This window comes from Rhodococcus sp. PAE-6, from assembly GCF_025290685.1.
Taxonomy (GTDB): Bacteria; Actinomycetota; Actinomycetes; order Mycobacteriales; family Mycobacteriaceae; genus Rhodococcus; species Rhodococcus pyridinivorans.
This window is the reverse complement of the sequence record NZ_JAOCLZ010000001.1, coordinates 261,512-277,456: the sequence shown is the minus strand read 5'-3', so window position 1 is coordinate 277,456 and position 15,945 is coordinate 261,512. Positions and strand designations below refer to the sequence as shown.

Annotated in this window: 15 protein-coding genes; 4 read left to right on the top strand and 11 right to left on the bottom strand. The window is 67.8% G+C overall.

Features of this window, described 5'->3' with window-relative positions; all coding sequences use genetic code 11:
• Nucleotide 1: 1 nt before the first annotated feature.
• The 8 genes from ureG to NVV99_RS01230 form a co-directional block, all read right to left on the bottom strand.
• The gene (gene ureG, locus NVV99_RS01265) at nt 2-760 is read right to left on the bottom strand and encodes an urease accessory protein UreG (RefSeq protein ID WP_024100929.1); all 759 of its coding nucleotides are present in this window, start codon (nt 758-760) and stop codon (nt 2-4) included.
• Nucleotides 753-1,448 (bottom strand): urease accessory protein UreF, encoded by a 696-nt coding sequence (locus tag NVV99_RS01260; RefSeq protein ID WP_041803344.1) that lies wholly within the window; start codon nt 1,446-1,448, stop codon nt 753-755. The genes ureG and NVV99_RS01260 overlap by 8 nt, the downstream gene beginning before the upstream one ends.
• Nucleotides 1,448-3,148 (bottom strand): urease subunit alpha, encoded by a 1,701-nt coding sequence (locus NVV99_RS01255; protein WP_024100931.1) that lies wholly within the window; start codon nt 3,146-3,148, stop codon nt 1,448-1,450. The genes NVV99_RS01260 and NVV99_RS01255 overlap by 1 nt, the downstream gene beginning before the upstream one ends.
• A 4-nt stretch (nt 3,149-3,152) precedes the next feature.
• Nucleotides 3,153-3,482, bottom strand: coding sequence for an urease subunit beta (gene ureB, locus NVV99_RS01250; RefSeq protein ID WP_024100932.1), 330 nt, complete (start codon nt 3,480-3,482; stop codon nt 3,153-3,155).
• Nucleotides 3,483-3,494: 12 nt separating this feature from the next.
• Nucleotides 3,495-3,797 carry an urease subunit gamma gene (locus tag NVV99_RS01245; protein ID WP_006552043.1) on the bottom strand — a complete coding sequence of 101 codons (303 nt, stop codon included), beginning with the start codon at nt 3,795-3,797 and terminating at the stop codon, nt 3,495-3,497.
• A gap of 251 nt (nt 3,798-4,048) precedes the next feature.
• The gene (locus NVV99_RS01240) at nt 4,049-5,224 is read right to left on the bottom strand and encodes a CaiB/BaiF CoA-transferase family protein (protein ID WP_024100933.1); all 1,176 of its coding nucleotides are present in this window, start codon (nt 5,222-5,224) and stop codon (nt 4,049-4,051) included.
• The gene (locus tag NVV99_RS01235; protein WP_024100934.1) at nt 5,221-6,951 is read right to left on the bottom strand and encodes an acyl-CoA dehydrogenase family protein; all 1,731 of its coding nucleotides are present in this window, start codon (nt 6,949-6,951) and stop codon (nt 5,221-5,223) included. Before NVV99_RS01235 ends, NVV99_RS01240 begins: the two co-directional genes overlap by 4 nt.
• Before the next feature lie 15 nt (nt 6,952-6,966).
• Nucleotides 6,967-8,286 carry an MFS transporter gene (locus NVV99_RS01230; RefSeq protein ID WP_024100935.1) on the bottom strand — a complete coding sequence of 440 codons (1,320 nt, stop codon included), beginning with the start codon at nt 8,284-8,286 and terminating at the stop codon, nt 6,967-6,969.
• A 183-nt stretch (nt 8,287-8,469) separates the two neighbouring features.
• On the opposite strand from NVV99_RS01230, the gene NVV99_RS01225 reads away from it, so the two are divergent.
• Nucleotides 8,470-9,348 carry a LysR family transcriptional regulator gene (locus tag NVV99_RS01225; RefSeq protein WP_024100936.1) on the top strand — a complete coding sequence of 293 codons (879 nt, stop codon included), beginning with the start codon at nt 8,470-8,472 and terminating at the stop codon, nt 9,346-9,348.
• 236 nt (nt 9,349-9,584) lie between these two features.
• Here NVV99_RS01225 and NVV99_RS01220 read toward each other — a convergent pair whose 3' ends face one another.
• Nucleotides 9,585-9,884: a hypothetical protein gene (locus NVV99_RS01220; RefSeq protein WP_006552048.1), complete on the bottom strand. Its 300-nt coding sequence runs from the start codon at nt 9,882-9,884 to the stop codon at nt 9,585-9,587.
• Nucleotides 9,885-10,183: 299 nt separating this feature from the next.
• Here NVV99_RS01220 and NVV99_RS01215 point away from each other — a divergent pair, with 299 nt between their 5' ends.
• Nucleotides 10,184-11,029, top strand: coding sequence for an alpha/beta fold hydrolase (locus tag NVV99_RS01215; protein ID WP_260782743.1), 846 nt, complete (start codon nt 10,184-10,186; stop codon nt 11,027-11,029).
• A 4-nt stretch (nt 11,030-11,033) separates the two neighbouring features.
• Here NVV99_RS01215 and NVV99_RS01210 read toward each other — a convergent pair whose 3' ends face one another.
• Entirely contained in the window at nt 11,034-11,435 is a 402-nt protein-coding gene (locus tag NVV99_RS01210; protein WP_024100938.1) for a TIGR03668 family PPOX class F420-dependent oxidoreductase, read from the bottom strand.
• 22 nt (nt 11,436-11,457) lie between these two features.
• Nucleotides 11,458-12,426 carry a non-homologous end-joining DNA ligase gene (ligD, locus tag NVV99_RS01205; protein ID WP_024100939.1) on the bottom strand — a complete coding sequence of 323 codons (969 nt, stop codon included), beginning with the start codon at nt 12,424-12,426 and terminating at the stop codon, nt 11,458-11,460.
• Nucleotides 12,427-12,531: 105 nt separating this feature from the next.
• Between ligD and NVV99_RS01200 the strand changes: the two genes are divergently transcribed.
• Both NVV99_RS01200 and NVV99_RS01195 read left to right on the top strand, forming a co-directional pair.
• Complete coding sequence (locus tag NVV99_RS01200) at nt 12,532-13,467, top strand: formylglycine-generating enzyme family protein (RefSeq protein WP_024100940.1); 936 nt, start codon at nt 12,532-12,534, stop codon at nt 13,465-13,467.
• A gap of 88 nt (nt 13,468-13,555) precedes the next feature.
• Entirely contained in the window at nt 13,556-15,883 is a 2,328-nt protein-coding gene (locus tag NVV99_RS01195; protein WP_260782742.1) for an arylsulfatase, read from the top strand.
• The last annotated feature ends 62 nt before the right edge of the window (nt 15,884-15,945 follow it).

Below are 15,945 nucleotides of genomic sequence, written 5' to 3'. Positions count from 1 at the left end.
ATCAGTCGTGCGTGTGTGCGACGGCGTGATCGTGGCTGTGACCGTGACCGTGCCCATGGCCGTGATCGTGGTCGCCGTCCTCGTCGGCGTGGAAGTGCGGAGCCATCGGACCGGGATCGACAGGGGTGTGCGACCCGGCGCGGTGGGCTGCCAGCATCGCGCGCACCCAGTCACCGAGTGCCTGCACGGATGCGGCGTCGGTCCGGGACAGAGCCAGCACCGGTCCGCCCTCACGGGCCTTCTCGGCGTCGGCGACCATCTGCGGCACGTCGACACCCACATAGGGGGACAGATCGGTCTTGTTCACCACGAGCAGGTCGGCGCGGCTGATGCCCGGACCGCCCTTGCGGGCGACGTCGCCACCACCGGCGACATCGAGCACGAAGATCTGCGCGTCGACGAGCGCGGGGGAGAAGGTCGCGGTGAGGTTGTCGCCGCCGCTCTCCACCAGGACGACGTCGAGCGGCGCGAAGTCACGTTCGAGATCCTCGACGGCCAGCAGGTTCATGGTCACGTCGTCGCGGATCGCGGTGTGCGGGCACGCACCGGTCTCCACCGCGCGGATGCGCTCGGGGTCGAGCACGCCCGCCGAGCGGAGGAAACGGGCGTCCTCGTCGGTGTAGATGTCGTTGGTGATCACGCCGAGCTGCAGCTCGGACGCGAGGGTGCGGCAGATGGTCGCGATCAGCGAGCTCTTGCCCGTGCCGACGGGACCGGCGACGCCGAGACGGAGCGAACGGGTGGTGATGTGTTCAGGCACGGAACAGCCTTTCTGGAGCGGATGCGTGGGCTTCGGCCCACAATTCGGTCTGGGGACCACCGGTGGCCGGGATGTCCGCCGGATCGGTGAGAGCGGACAGCTCGGCGATGAGCGGTTCGAGATGAGCGCAGGCCTCGAGCGCCCATCGCGAACCGGTGGCCGGGTCGGTGGGGTGCAGTTTGAGGAAGGCCGCGACGATCGCCTGCGCCTCCTCGTACAACACCAGTCGGGCGGTGTCGATCGCCGGGATGCGCGCGAGCGCCGCGATGGCCCCGACGACCAGTCCCCGCGACGGTCGCGGGGTCCGGGCGTCGAGGTCGTCGAGAACGGTGGAGGGCCACAGGTTCCGGGCCAGTCGCAGGTAACCGCGGGCCAGCAACCGGGACGCGTCGCGCTGGGCCGGGCCCGGAGTGCGCGCCGCCCAGTGGTCCTCGATCTCGTCGATCCGGAGCGTCGGGGCGGTTCCGGCATCGGAGTCCACGGCGTGCCGGGTGACCACGGCGACGCCGGCCTCGACTGCCGCCGAGGTGCGCAACCGCGCGACGAGGAAGCGACGCACCTCGGTCGGCGACATCCCACCCTGGAGCGCCGGTTCGAGCCCGCCCGAGTTGACGTTCCCGCCGACCGGCGCGCGCCCGTCTGCGAGGAGGAGCAGCACTGTGGTGGGGGACAGAGTGTCGGGCAACATCAGAACATCGAATACAGCTGCGCGAGCGGCAGTTCGGTGGCCGGCGCCGGAACGACCCGCTCGCCGTCGATGTCGATGTCGAAGGTGTCGGGACGGATCTCGATGCGCGGCAACACGTCGTTCTGCTTCATGTCGGCCTTGCCGATGTGCCGGGTCGGCCGCAGTGGTAACAGTCTGCGGCGCAACCCGAGTCGTTCTTCCAGACCGTCGTCGAGGGCGGCGGGGGAGACGAACGACACCGATGTGTGCGGGGCGAGCGCATCGCCGAACGCTGGTCGCTGCAGCACCGGCTGCGGTGTCGGGATGGATGCGTTGGGGTCGCCGAGTGCGGCCCAGGCGATCGATCCGCCCTTGATGACCAGCGACGGCCGGATACCGAAGAACTTCGGATCCCACAGCACCAGATCGGCCATCTTGTCGACCTCGATCGAACCGAGTTCGTGGTCGACACCATGCGCGATCGCAGGGTTGATCGTGTACTTCGCGATGTAGCGGCGGGCCCGTTCGTTGTCGGCGGGCATGCCGCCGTCGAGCGCCCCGCGCCGATTCTTCATCACGTGCGCGACCTGCCAGGTGCGGGTGACGACCTCACCGATGCGACCCATCGCCTGGGCGTCGGACGAGGTGATCGACAGCGCGCCCATGTCGTGCAGGATGTCCTCGGCCGCGATGGTGGTGGCCCGGATCCGGGACTCGGCGAACGCGAGGTCCTCCGGGACGGCGGGGTTGAGGTGATGGCAGACCATCAGCATGTCGAGGTGCTCGTCGACGGTGTTGATGGTGTGCGGCAACGTCGGGTTGGTCGAGCCCGGGATGATGTGCGGCAATCCGGCGATGCTCAGGATGTCCGGGGCGTGCCCACCTCCGGCGCCTTCGACGTGGAAGGCGTGGATCGAGCGGCCACCGATCGCGGCGAGCGTGCTCTCCACGAAGCCTGCCTCGTTCAGTGAGTCCGAGTGCAGCGCGACCTGCAGTCCGTGCTCGTCGGCCGCGCGCAGCGCCGCATCGATCGCGGCGGGAGTGGAGCCCCAGTCCTCGTGCACCTTGTACCCGGCGGCACCGGAGAGGGCCTGCTCGCGCAGCCCCTCAGCGGAGACGGTGTTGCCCTTGCCGAGCAACAGCACGTTCACCGGCAGCACGTCGAGCGCGCGGTGCATCTGCATCAGATGCCACGGACCCGGCGTGACGGTGGTGGCCTTCGATCCCTCGGACGGGCCGGTTCCGCCGCCGGCGATGGTGGTGATGCCGGTGGCGAGCGCCTCGACGATCTGCGACGGCGACAGCAGGTGCACGTGCGAGTCGAAGGCGCCCGCGGTAAGGATGCGACCTTCACCGGAGATGACGTCGGTGGACGGGCCGATCTGAAGCTTCGGGTGCACGCCGTCGGCGATGTCCGGGTTCCCGGCGCGGCCGAGGGCGACGATGCGACCGTCGCGGATGCCCACGTCGGCGCGCACGATGCCCCACCAGTCCAGCACGATCACGTTCGTGATGACGGTGTCGGGAGCACCCTCGGCCCAGGTCGTCACGCCTTGGGCCATCGATTCGCGGATGGACTTGCCGCCACCGAAGACGGCTTCCTCACCACCGAAGGTGCGGTCCTCCTCGATGTGGATCCACAGGTCGGTGTCACCCAGACGTACCTGGTCGCCCACCGTCGGTCCGTACAGTGCCGCGTACTCGGCGCGTGTGATCTCCACGTTCTCAGTCCTCCTGCTTCCGCACCTGGATGCCGGGTACGACGCGTCGCCCGCGCAGGGCGACGGCGTCCAGTTCGCGGCTGCTGCCGGGTTCGAATCGCTGCGAGGTCCCCGACGGGATGTCCAGGCGGAAGCCCTGCGCGCGTTCGCGGTCGAACTCGAGGGCCGCGTTCGCGTCCGGCAGGTGGATGTGCGATCCGATCTGGATGGGACGGTCACCGGTGTTGAGGAAGACAAGGGTGATGCGCTCGTCGTCGGAGCGATCCGCGTTGAGGGTGAGGGAGCCCTCGGCGACGCGAATCGCTCCGGGTCCCGAAGTCGGTCCGGATGCCATGTCGGGCTCCTTTCAGGAGATCGGGTGGTGGATCGTGACGAGCTTGCGTCCGTCCGGGAAAGTGGCCTCGACCTGCACGTCGGTCAACATCTCGGCGACACCGCCCATGACCTCGTCGCGGGCGAGGACCTCGCGGCCCTTCACCATGAGGTCGGCGACATCGGCGCCTTCGCGTGCCCGTTCGATCACCCAGGTGGACAACAGGGCAACGGCTTCGGGATAGTTCAGTCGGACGCCGCGGTCCCGCCGGTCGCGCGCCACCATGCCGGCGACGGCCAGAAGGAGTTTCTCGGTGTCGGCGGGAGTCAGCTGCATGTATCGTTCTTTCGTGCGAGTCGGCGGTCGTGCAATCGATGCCGATCATGCGCGGCTCTTGTTTCGCGGACGTTACCCCCGCGTATCGCGGAGAAATCCGGACGCGTCGACCTCAGAAGTGCTGCCGCACTGCGTGACCCCGGCAACACCGCAGTGGGATGCCGCCATCGCCGTCCCTGGCCAACAGGCCTACGGCCGTTCCCGATCGATCGGAAACGGCCGTAGGTCAGCGATATTCGAGACGTTCGTCGCTAGGACGGAACGGAGACCTCCTGATATCCCGCGAGGATCTCGTCGGTGTGTTCCCCGTGCAGCGGCGGCGCCGACCGCAGCGGCGGTCGTACCCCTCCGAAATTGACCGGGAACGCGATCTGTTCGAGAGGCCCGGACGCATGGTCGACGGTGCCGACCATGCCGATCGCGGCGGTGTGCGGGTCGCTGTAGATCTCGTCGAGATGCCGGATGGGGGAGACCGGCACGCCGTGGTCTTCCAGGATGCGGCACCAGTGCTGCACCGTCCCGGTCGCGAACGCCGCGGTGAGGATCTCGTCGAGTTCGCTGCGATGCTCGATGCGATCACGATTGCGGAGGAACCGCACATCGGTCGCAAGTTCCGGTCTTTCCAGTGCCGTGCACAGCTTCTCCCACAATCCGTCGTTCCCGACCGCGATGACGAAATAACCGTCGTTCGCCGGATACGCCTGGTAGGGCGCGAGATTGGGGTGCGCGGAGCCCAGGGCGTGCGGGCGCTCCCGGGTGGCGAAGTAGTTCGTGGCCCAGTTGACGTGCATCGCCAGCTGGCATTCGAGCAACGACGTGGTGACGTACTGGCCGCGACCGGTGCGAGCGCGTTCGACCAGCGCGGCGAGCACCCCGATGACCCCGAACAGGGCCGCACCGAGATCGCCCATCGCGTAGCCGGCCTTCATCGGCGCGCCATTCGGTTCCCCGGTCAGCGACATCAGACCGCCTGCGGCCTGGGCGACCATGTCGTAACCGGGCTGGTCGGCCAGCGGGCCCTCGTCACCGAAGGCCGAGATGTGCAGCACGATCAGGTGCGGATACTGCTCGGACAGTGCGCGGTAGTCGAAGATCTTCTGCAGACCGCTGCCCGGCTTGAAGTTCTCGACCACGACGTCGGCGTCGGCGAGCATCCGGTGCACGATCCGCTGCCCTTCCTCGGACTTGAGGTCGATGGTCACCGACTTCTTGCCGCGGTTGACCGCGAGGTAATAGGTGGCGTCGTCGCCGACGAAGGGCGGCCCCCACACCCGGGTGGGGTCGCCACCGTCGGGGTGCTCGACCTTGGTGACATCGGCGCCGAGGTCGGCGAACGACATGGTCGCGTACGGTCCGGCGAGGATTTTCGACAGGTCGAGGACCTTGACGCCGGCGAGCGGGGCGGGGCCGGTGGGATTCGTGCTCATGAGCGGGCTCCTGTCAGTGCAGTCGGTGCCGCATCGGCGGCGGCCGCGGCGGCCGCGGCGGCCGCGACGGACGGGTCGACGTCGGTGCCGTCGGTGATCGCGGCGAGGTGGTCGAGAGCGACGGCATTCGGCTCACCGGCCAGGCCGTCCAGGTAGGCGTGGGCGACGAGCAGCGACCGGTGGCCGAGACCGCGCTCGATGCGGTGCGACGCCAAGTCCACGAGCAGGGTCGCCATCACCGTCCGTGCTAGATCGTCGGTGTAGATCGCGCAGCGGGTCTGCGCGTGCGTGTCGTCGCCGGCGAGCAGGTCCTCGCCGCGCGCCTCGAGTGCATTCCAGCGTTCCCGCAGTGCCGCGACCGCCGGGGCGCATTCCGGATGCGCCGCGTCGAGCAGGGTGCGCTGCGCGTCGGCGAGGACCCGGTGCGCGCCGCTCTTGCGCATGGACCGCAGTACGTCGAGCGCGATGACGTTGCTCGAACCCTCCCAGATCGATCCGAGAAGCGAGTCGCGGACGAGGCGGGCGAACACCCGGTCCTCGATGTAGCCGCTGCCACCCCGGATCTCCATCGCCTCACCGGTGACGGTGCGGGCGCGCTTGCAGATGTAGTGCTTGGCGACGGGCGTGAGGATCCGGACGACACTGCGGGCCTGCGCGTCACCGTGGTCGGCGCGATCGAGGGTCGCACCGCTGTAAGCGACGAGCGCGAGAGCGGCCTCGGCGTCGAGCAGCAGCGGCAGCAGGGTGGCGCGCATGAGCGGCTGGTCGAACAGGGACTTCCCGAAGACCACCCGATCCCTTGTGTGAGCGACGGCGTCGCGCACGGCGCGCCGGATCAGGGCGCTCGAGCGCATCGCGTTCGACAGGCGGGAGGTGTTCAGCATCTCCGTCATCTGCCGGAATCCACGGTCGAGGTCGCCGACCTGCAGCGCGTACGCCCCGTGCAGGGTGACCTCGCCGCTGGGCATCGATCGCGTGCCGAGCTTGTCCTTGAGACGATCGATCGTGTACGAGTTCCGACTCCCGTCGGGAAGTTGCTTGGGCAGCATGAACATTCCGACGCCGCGGGTCGAGTTCTCGTCGCCGCCGGGGAACCGGGCGAGGGTGATCACGACATCGGCGTCCGGGTTGGAGGCGAACCACTTGCGTCCGGTCAAGCGCCATGCGTTGCCGTCGAATTCGGCGCGGGTCTCGGTTTTCGCGATATCGGTGCCCGCCTGGGTCTCGGTCATGAACATCGCCCCCGTCAGAGCGGTGGCCGGATCGGTGGAGGTCAGGCCGTCGATCCACGGGCCGAACACCTCGGGGTCGCCGAACATCCGCAGGGTGCGCGCGGCGGCATCGGTCATCGACACCGGGCAGGCGAGGCCGAACTCGGCCTGCACGAACAGATATGACGCGAGGTACTTGACGAGATGCGGGGGCGTGTCCGTCCAACCGTGGATCGGGCGGTGCGACAGTGCCGAGAGACCGTATTCGCTGTAGGCGGCGCGGCACAGTTCGAGATAGGCGGGGTGGTACTCGATGCGGTCGATGCGCTCGCCGTCGGGGTCGTACCGGTGCAGCACCGGCGGATGGGCGTTCGCGGTGGCCGCAAGCGCGTCGAGACGGTCGGCGGCGTCGGCACCCAGACGCTCGAGGAGACGCTCGGTCAGCGGCCGGTCGGCGTCGGAGATCCAGCGGTCGAGTACCGCATGCAGGGCCGGGTCGGTATGGGCGTAGTTCATGGTCGTCCGTTCGTGTCAGGAGGCGTCGGCCGTCGTCCGTGCGGGTGCAACGCGTGGTTCGTCGGGCTCGGTGGTGGTCGGTGAGCGTTTGAGCAAGGCGGTCATGCAGACCAGGGAGAGCAGCACGTACCCGATCCCGAGGCCGACGACCGGCCGGATCGAGTCGGTGCGCTCGAGAAGGAACTGGCTCGCCATCGGGGCGGTGCCGGCGAAGATCGCCGTCGAGATCTGATACGACAACGAGATGCCGGTGTAGCGCACGTGCGTGGGGAAGACCTGCGCGAGGATGCCGGCCAGCGCCGAGTAGTACATCGCGTGCGGCGCGGTGGCGAGCACCATGCCGATGATCGCCCAGGTGAGCGAGCCGGTGCGGATCAGCACGAACATCAGCGGCAGGACGACGAGCTCGGGTCCGAGCATCCACAGCACGGCGCGTCGCGCGTCGATCCTGGTGGCGAGAACCGCACCGAAGGGTTGGACGAGCACCTGCGCGACCAGTGCGAGGGTGATCACGAGCAGGAAGTCCGATCGGGTGAACCCAAGGTCGGTGGTGGCCCAGGCGAGGGCGAAGGTCGTCTTGACGTAGGTGATCGCCACGCCCGCCACCACGGCACCGACACCGAGGAGCAGCGCCGCCGGGTGTGAACGCAGGACTTCGACCAACGGTAGTTTCGTGCGTTCCTGTGCAGCGGCGGCCACGCGCATCTCCGGCGTTTCCTGGATCCGCACGCGGATGTAGAGGGCGACGATCACCAGCGCGGCGGATGCGAGGAACGGAATGCGCCAGCCCCAGTCTTCGAAGGTGGCATCGGACATCGCGGTGAGTCCGAGGAAGGAAAGAGTGGCAAGGAGATTGCCCACCGGCGAACCCTGCTGGGCGAAGGCACCGTAGAGAACCTTCTTGCCGGGTGGGGCGAACTCGGTGGCGATGAGGACTGCTCCGCCCCATTCGCCGCCCATCGCGATGCCTTGCAGCACTCGCAGGGCGACGAGGAGGATAGGCGCCCAGATTCCGATCTGGTCGTAGGTGGGCAGCAGGCCCACGCCGACGGTGCCGGCGCCCATGAGCGCGAGGGTGATGATGACCGCGTTCTTGCGGCCGAAGCGGTCACCGAAGTGGCCGAAGATGATCCCGCCGAGAGGGCGGGCGATGAAACCGACCGCGAAGGTCGCGAAGGCGGCGAGCGTGCCGACGGCGGGGGAGGCGTCGGGGAAGAACAGCGCCCCGAGCACGAGGGCGGACGCGGTGCCGTAGATGTAGAAGTCGAACCATTCGATGGTGGTGCCGACGAAGGCGGTGACACCGGCGCGTCGTGCTGCCCGGGTGTCGTGCATCGGGCGTGGCGGCGGGGGCGCGGTGTGCTCTGACGAAGTATTCACGCTGCACTTCCGAAGGCGTCGAGCGGACTCGGTCCGCGGATGAATGAGTCGTGGATCACTATCACCGGCGCAACCGTGTAAAGTCCAAGACCTAATCGAGCACGATTGTGTAGATCAACCGACAAAATTGAGGCCGGCATGGAACTTCGGCAACTGCAGGCCTTCCTGGCGGTGGCCGAGGAGTTGCACTTCGGACGCGCAGCGGAGCGACTGCACATCGCCCAGTCGCCGCTCAGTCAGACGATCCGCGCGCTCGAACGCGAACTCGGCGCCGAGCTGTTCGCCCGCACCACCCGCTCGGTGCAACTCACCGCGGCCGGTGAATCGCTGCTCGGACCCGCACGCGTGATCGCCGCGCAGATCGAGATCGCCCGGACCGTCGTGCGGTCGACGGCCTCGGGTGTCACCGGGGTGGTGAGCGTCGGGTTCGGCGGCGCGAGCGGATACACGGTGATCTCGCAGCTGACCCGGCTGCTCGAGGAGCGTTGTCCCGGCATCGAGCTGGATCTGCGTCCGCAGACCTACACGGGGGAAGTGCTCAATCTCGTCTCGCAAGGACTGCTCGACATGGGGATCGTCGGCCTCCCGGTGCCCCGGGACGTCGCCACCGAGACGGTGCGGCAGGAATCGCTCATGGTCGCGCTGCCGGCCGACCATCGGCTGGCGGCGCGGGAGGAACTCGATGCCGCCGATCTGACCGGCGAGCGGTTCGTCGTGTATCCCGCCGCCCACGGGTCGAGCGTGCGGGAGATGACCTTCACGGTGTGTCACTCCGCCGGATTCACCCCGGTGATCGCCCGGGAGGCGCCGGATCCCTACAGCCTGCTGGCCCTCGTCGGAGCCGGGGTGGGGGTAGCGGTCGTCGTCGCGTCGACCACCGACATCACCGTGACGGGCGTGCGATACGTCCCGCTGCGGAACAGTCCGGTGCTGCCGATCGCGCTCGCGTGGCGCCGCGACAACCCGGCACCGGCGGTCCGGCGGGTGGTGGATGTGCTGCGCGCCCATGTGAACTGACCGCTGCCGCGCCCTGGTATCTGCCCTGCGGGTAGTGCGGGCGTGCCAAGGTGGAAGGCACCCTCGAAGGGCCCGACGCTCGAGCGGAGGAGGTGAACCATTGCCGGACACCGACGACCGACAACAGCACACCCAGGACGATCTCGATCGTGGCTCTCGACGTCGACGAGCCGTCCTGCAAACTCGTCGAGAAGGTGCCTCGCTCGCGGCAATCGACAGGACTGATGCGCTGACAACTACCGACTCACAAGGACCGCTCGGGCACGGTCGAGCACAGTGTTCAGCGCACGTTCCGCGGCGACACGGTCGGCCGGATAGACGGCCTCCCAGATACCGGACGTCAGCTCCTCGATGCGATGTTCGATCCTTGCCACGGTTTCTCGTCCGGATTCGCTGAGCCGGTCGTAGCGGATCAGGCCCCGAGCGATCAGGGAATCGACGACCTCCGCAGTGTCCGGTGCGTAGGTGGTGTCGTGGAGCAGAGCGTTGAGAGTCTTCTCGGTGGGGCCGATGAGTTGTGGTCCGAGAGCGATCACGGTTCCTCCAGGAGTGTCGGTGTGCGGACAGCACCTCGAGTCGACTCGAGGTCGATACGCGATGCCATATGGCCGGTCGGTTCTGTAGACCTCGACGGCCGGACCGATGAGATCGAGGAGTTGCTCCGGTCTGTCCTTTCAACGCCACCACTAGTGGCCACTGTCGTGGACTTCGTTCACGCAAATTCGGACAAGACGGAACCCGATCGAGAAGGAGACGAGACCATGGGACATCGACCGCGGCTCGACGGCACCCGCTACGAGGACTCGACCTTGCACACCGGAAGCTCGAGCGAGTCATGACCACCATCAGCGCCAACGGGGTCGACCTCGGCGTCGAGTTCTTCGGCGACGATGACGCACCACTCGTCCTGCTCGTCGGCGGCACGACGATGCTCTCGTGGCCCGACGAACTGTGCACACGGCTCGCCGCGGGTGGGCGTCGTGTCGTGCGATACGACCTGCGGGATTGTGGGGAGTCGACGACGAAGGACCCGGACGCGCCCGGCTACACCCTGCGCGACCTCGCCGACGATGCGGCAGCCCTCGTCGACGCGCTCGATGGCAGGCCGGCGCATCTCGCGGGTATCGGCGTCGGCGGCATGGTCGCCCAAGTCGCCGTGCTCGACTATCCCGACGCATTCCGGGCACTGACTTTGGTCGGGACACGTCCGGTAGCACCGGGCCCGTGCGATCCCGACCTTCCCGATCACGACGCGGCGACGATGAAGCGGGTGTTCGCGCTCCCGATGCCCGACTGGGCCGATCGCACGGCCGTGGCGGAGTTCGCGGCTACCGGCGCCGCGGTCCTCGGCAACGATCCGGACGCCGCGCGCGTGGTTGCCGGGCGCATCTGGGACCGCACCCCGAACGACGAACCGTCGGTCCAGGCCGCGAATCAGCTCGGAACGGTCTTCGCCGGACTCGATTGCACGCCCCGCTGGCGGGAACGCTTGCTCCAGGTCGACGTCCCGACCCTCGTCGTGCACGGTCGCCGGGATCCGTTCTTCCCCGTCGGCAACGGAGAAGCCATCGCACGCGAGATCCTGGGAGCGCGGTTGCTCGTCCTGGACGATGCCGGCACCGCGGTCCCCGTTGCGGCGGTCGACGAGATCGCCGAGGCGATGCTCACGCTGGACCGGTAGTTGCTCACGCCGACCAGGACCGCCAGCGCAGCCTGTCGATGGTGATCACCGGTCCGGGTGGTCGTTTCGCCTGGTACTGCGAGTATTTGCGGACGAGAGCGTCGATGCCCGCAGTTCCTTCGGGCGTATCGGCGTCGTGGACCGTGGCGATGCCGTCGATGCGGACCCACCACAGCTGCGACCAGTCGTCGCTGTAGTGGTCGACGAGCACGCACACCCGCGGGTTCTCGGCGATGTCGGCGAGTCGACGGAGGCGCCGGGTGGATTTCGGCTTGTCGTCGACGCAGGTGTGGATCACGTCGCCGTCGATGGCGAACACGATGGGGACGAGGTGTGGCTCGCCGGACCCGTCGGCGGTGGCGAGGCGGGCCACTCGGGCATCGGCGACACTGCGACGGACGTCCATGCGCCTCACGGTAACCGGACGGTCAGTGTCGGCCCGGGAGATCGACCTCCGGCACCGTCTTGTCGGTGCGTAGTCCTCGCCAGCTCGGATGCCGGAGGCTTCCACCCGCGTACTCCCGGTACTCGACCTCTCCGACGAGGATGGGCTCCACCCAGTGGGCGCCGTGGGTCTCCCGTGCCGGCGGCGCAACCGCCAGTGGGGTCGTCGGTCGTTCCAAGGGACGCAGCTGCGATCGCAACTCACGTCGGGTCGCGGCGGTGAATCCCGTCCCGACCCGGCCGATGAACACCAACCGTTCCTCGTCGTCGTGCGCGCCGAGCAGCAGTGAACCGATGCCGCCGGCAGCCTTGCCGGATCCGGGGAGCCACCCGACGACGACCACCTCGGTGTTCCGACGCAGCGGCGTCTTGATCCAGCCGTCGCTGCGGGTCCCGGGTAGATACGGTGCGTCCGGGTCCTTGGCGACGATCCCTTCGAGGCCGTGTTCGCGCGCGACCGTGAGCATGGTCGGTGCGTCGACATCGGTCCAGTAGGGCGACAGCTGAACCCGAGGTCCGGGGACGATCAGATCGTCGAGGACGGCCCGGCGCTGCCGATAGGACAACTCCGTCGTGGACTGTCCGTCGAGAGCGAGGACGTCGAACAGGTAGATCAGCACCGGTAGCTCGGCGCGTAGCTCCTCGGTGGGACGGTGGACGTGCATGCGGCGCTGCAACCGGGCGAAGGACGGCCGACCCTCGGAATCGAGGGTGACGATCTCGCCGTCGACGATGCAGTCCCGGCCGCCCGTCGCGGTGGTGAGCAGGTGGGGGAGTTCGGGGAAGCTCCGGGTGATGTCGTTCCCGGTGCGGCTGGTCAGCCGGCACTGTCCGTCGGTCACCGTGGCGAGGGTGCGCTGGCCGTCCCATTTCATCTCGAACGCCCAGTTCCCTGTCGGCGGCGGACCGAGGGTCGCCAGCATCGGGGACAGTTCCGTCGTCGTGGAGGGCATATCCCGAGTCTGCGGTACGGGGCAGGGACGGGACCGGTGAATGCGCGGTCTCGTCGCGTCGGTGCGTCCCTCGCGCCCCGACCCGGGCCGTGCGAGGCTGACGTCATGACGCGTGCTGCGACACAGAACATGACTCTCATCGCCGGAGGCATGTTCTGGATGGGGTCGGAGGATTTCTATCCGGAGGAGCGACCGGTCCACCAGGTGACGGTCGACGGGTTCTGGATGGACACGCACCCGGTGACCGTCGCCGAGTTCCGGCGCTTCGTGAAGGACACCGGATACGTCACCACCGCGGAGGTCGCGCCCGACCCCGCCGATTATCCCGGCGCCGATCCGTCCCTGCTCGCGCCCGGCTCGCTCGTGTTCACGCCGCCTCCGGGGCCGGTACCGCTCGATGACTACACGAGGTGGTGGTCGTTCGTCCCGGGCGCGAACTGGCGTCATCCCGAAGGGACGGGGAGCACCGTCGGCGGGCGGGAACGCCATCCCGTCACCCACGTGTCGTGGTTCGATGCCCGCGCCTACGCCGAGTGGGCCGGCAAGGAACTGCCGACCGAGGCGGAATGGGAGTTCGCCGCCCGCGGCGGACTCGACCGCAAGGCTTTCACGTGGGGCGACGAGCACGAACCGAAGGGCCGCCCCGGCGGGAACGTCTGGCAGGGCGAATTCCCGTGGCAGAACCTCGAAACGGACGGATTCGCCGGAACCTCACCGGTCGGACACTTCCGGCCGAACGGATACGGCCTCCACGACATGGCGGGCAACGTGTGGGAGTGGACCGCCGACTACTTCACCGCGAACCATGCTTCGAGCGGCAAGAACGTCGCGCCGGCGTCGTCGTGCTGCATCCCGACGAATCCCCGCGTCGACAAGGCCGAACACGATCCGCGCGAAGCGTATCCGCGCCGTGTCATCAAGGGCGGATCGCATCTGTGCGCCCCGAACTACTGCCTGCGGTACCGACCCGCGGCCCGCCAGGGTGACACCGAGGAGACCGCGACGTGCCATATCGGATTCCGCTGCATCATTCGCCCGTAACAGGGCAGGTTTCACCCTGATCAGGGGTGTGTGCGGCCCGATACCGGTGGTGTACTGGGAACGGATGGGGTGAAAAGAGGAATCCACCATGAGCCAGGATCTGCGTCCGGATCCGATCCCGGGCGGAGAAACTCTGCCGTTCCCACCGGTGCCGTCAGGAAGCATCGCAGGACGGACCATGCAGGAATCGGTCTACAGCCCACGCGCACAGCACCGTCGCCTTCCCGACGACGCCCCGAACATCCTCGTCGTCCTCATCGACGACGCGGGTCCCGGTCTGCCGAGTGCATTCGGCGGTGAGGTGAACACCCCCACGCTCGACCGCCTGCTCGACGAAGGCATCAGCTACAACCGCTTCCACACCACGGCGATGTGCTCGCCCACCCGCGCATCGTTGTTGACCGGACGCAATCATCACCGCGTCGGAAACGGGCAGATCGCCGAACTCGCCAACGACTGGGACGGATATTCCGGGCACATCCCGAAATCGAGCGCCACCGGAGCCGAGGTACTGCGCCACTACGGTTACACCACAGCGGCTTTCGGCAAGTGGCACAACACCCCTGCGGAGGAGACCACCGCAGCGGGTCCCTTCGACAACTGGCCCACCGGAGTCGGTTTCGACTACTTCTACGGTTTCCTCGCCGGCGAGGCGTCGCAGTACGAGCCGAATCTCGTCCGCAACACCACCGTCGTCCTGCCCCCGAAGAGTCCCGAGGAGGGCTACCACCTCAGTGAGGACCTCGCCGACGACGCGATCGGCTGGTTGCGCCGCCACAAGGCACTCGATCCGTCCCGGCCGTTCTTCATGTACTGGGCCAGCGGGTGCCTGCACGGGCCGCACCACATCATGAAGCCGTGGGCCGACCGGTATGCGGGCAAGTTCGACGACGGATGGGACGCCTATCGCGAGCGCGTGTTCGAGCGGGCCAAGGAGAAGGGCTGGATCCCACCGGATGCCGAACTCACCGAGCGGCACCCCACCATGACGGCCTGGGACGACATCCCCGACGACGAGAAGCCCTTCCAGCGACGCCTCATTGAGGTCGCGGCCGGATACGCCGAACACTGCGACGTGCAGGTGGGGCGATTGTTCGACGAACTCGACCGGCTGGGCTACCGCGACAACACCCTGGTCTTCTACATCTGGGGCGACAACGGGTCGTCCGGTGAGGGCCAGAACGGCACCATCAGCGAACTGCTCGCGCAGAACGGGATACCCACGACCACGGCCCAGCACATCGCGGCCCTCGACGAACTCGGCGGACTCGATGTTCTCGGCTCGCCGAAGACCGACAACATGTATCACGCAGGGTGGGCCTGGGCGGGCAGCACGCCCTACAAGGGCATGAAGCTCCTCGCGTCCCATCTAGGGGGAACCCGCAATCCCATGGTGGTGCGGTGGCCTGCGCGCATCACGCCGGATCGCGCCCCTCGCACCCAGTTCCTGCACTGCAACGACCTGGTGCCTACCTTCTACGAGCTGCTGGGCATCACACCGCCGCGGACCGTCAACGGGATTCCGCAGGATGCGATCGACGGAGCCGGTTTCGCCCGGACGTTCGTGGACCGTGACGCGCCGGCGGGCAAACTCACCCAGTACTTCGAGGTCATGGGCAGCCGAGCGATCTACCACGACGGATGGATGGCGTCGGCCTTCGGACCCCGCGCACCGTGGTTGCCGGGTCTGCCCGGCGGGATCCGCGATTGGAGCCCGGACGACGACACCTGGGAGCTCTACAACCTGGACGAGGACTGGACGCAGAACCGCGACCTCGCCGAGCAATACCCCGAGAAGTTGGCCCAGATGCGGGAGATCTTCGCGATCGAAGCGGCCAAGAACAACGCTCTTCCCATCGGTGGGGGTCTCTGGGTCGCGGCGATCCATCCCGAGCAACGCATCACCACGCCGTACACGAGCTGGGATTTCACCGGTGACGTCACGCGTATGCCCGAATTCTGCGCTCCCGCATTGGGAAACAAGAACAACCGGGTCTGCATCGAGGTGACCTTCCCGGAGCGGGCACACGGCGTCCTATATGCGCTGGGCGCCAACGGTGGTGGCCTGACGTGCTTCGCCGACGACGGTTATCTCTGCTACGAGTACAACCTGTTCATCCTGATGCGGACGAAGATGCGCTCGGCGACCCGCGTCGCGCCCGGACACCACCTCGTCGAGGTGATCACCAAATACGCCGAAGCACGCCCCGGTGGTCCGTTGAACGTCCGGATGTCCGTCGACGGACAGTCGGTGGGGGAGACCGTCGTGCCGGTCAGTGCGCCATTGCTGTTCACGGCCAACGACTGCCTGGACATCGGCACCTGCCTGGGTTCACCGGTCTCGCTCGACTACTTCGACCGTGCACCGTTCCCGTTCGACGGGAGCATCGATAGGATGACCGTCGAATACACCTGAACGCAGCTCTTCGAGCGCCTTACCGGCTCCGGGCGGTGGATCCGCCCGGAGCCGCGAGGTCC

Coding starts and splice junctions, on each gene's coding strand:
- NVV99_RS01195 (WP_260782742.1), top strand. CDS start 13,556: ATGAGCCAGGATCTGCGTCCGGATCCGATCCCGGGCGGAGAAACTCTG.
- NVV99_RS01235 (WP_024100934.1), bottom strand. CDS start 6,951: ATGAACTACGCCCATACCGACCCGGCCCTGCATGCGGTACTCGACCGC.
- NVV99_RS01245 (WP_006552043.1), bottom strand. CDS start 3,797: ATGCAGCTGACTCCCGCCGACACCGAGAAACTCCTTCTGGCCGTCGCC.
- NVV99_RS01210 (WP_024100938.1), bottom strand. CDS start 11,435: ATGGACGTCCGTCGCAGTGTCGCCGATGCCCGAGTGGCCCGCCTCGCC.
- NVV99_RS01260 (WP_041803344.1), bottom strand. CDS start 1,448: ATGTTGCCCGACACTCTGTCCCCCACCACAGTGCTGCTCCTCCTCGCA.
- NVV99_RS01215 (WP_260782743.1), top strand. CDS start 10,184: ATGACCACCATCAGCGCCAACGGGGTCGACCTCGGCGTCGAGTTCTTC.
- NVV99_RS01200 (WP_024100940.1), top strand. CDS start 12,532: ATGACGCGTGCTGCGACACAGAACATGACTCTCATCGCCGGAGGCATG.
- NVV99_RS01230 (WP_024100935.1), bottom strand. CDS start 8,286: ATGCACGACACCCGGGCAGCACGACGCGCCGGTGTCACCGCCTTCGTC.
- ureB (WP_024100932.1), bottom strand. CDS start 3,482: ATGGCATCCGGACCGACTTCGGGACCCGGAGCGATTCGCGTCGCCGAG.
- ligD (WP_024100939.1), bottom strand. CDS start 12,426: ATGCCCTCCACGACGACGGAACTGTCCCCGATGCTGGCGACCCTCGGT.
- NVV99_RS01240 (WP_024100933.1), bottom strand. CDS start 5,224: ATGAGCACGAATCCCACCGGCCCCGCCCCGCTCGCCGGCGTCAAGGTC.
- NVV99_RS01225 (WP_024100936.1), top strand. CDS start 8,470: ATGGAACTTCGGCAACTGCAGGCCTTCCTGGCGGTGGCCGAGGAGTTG.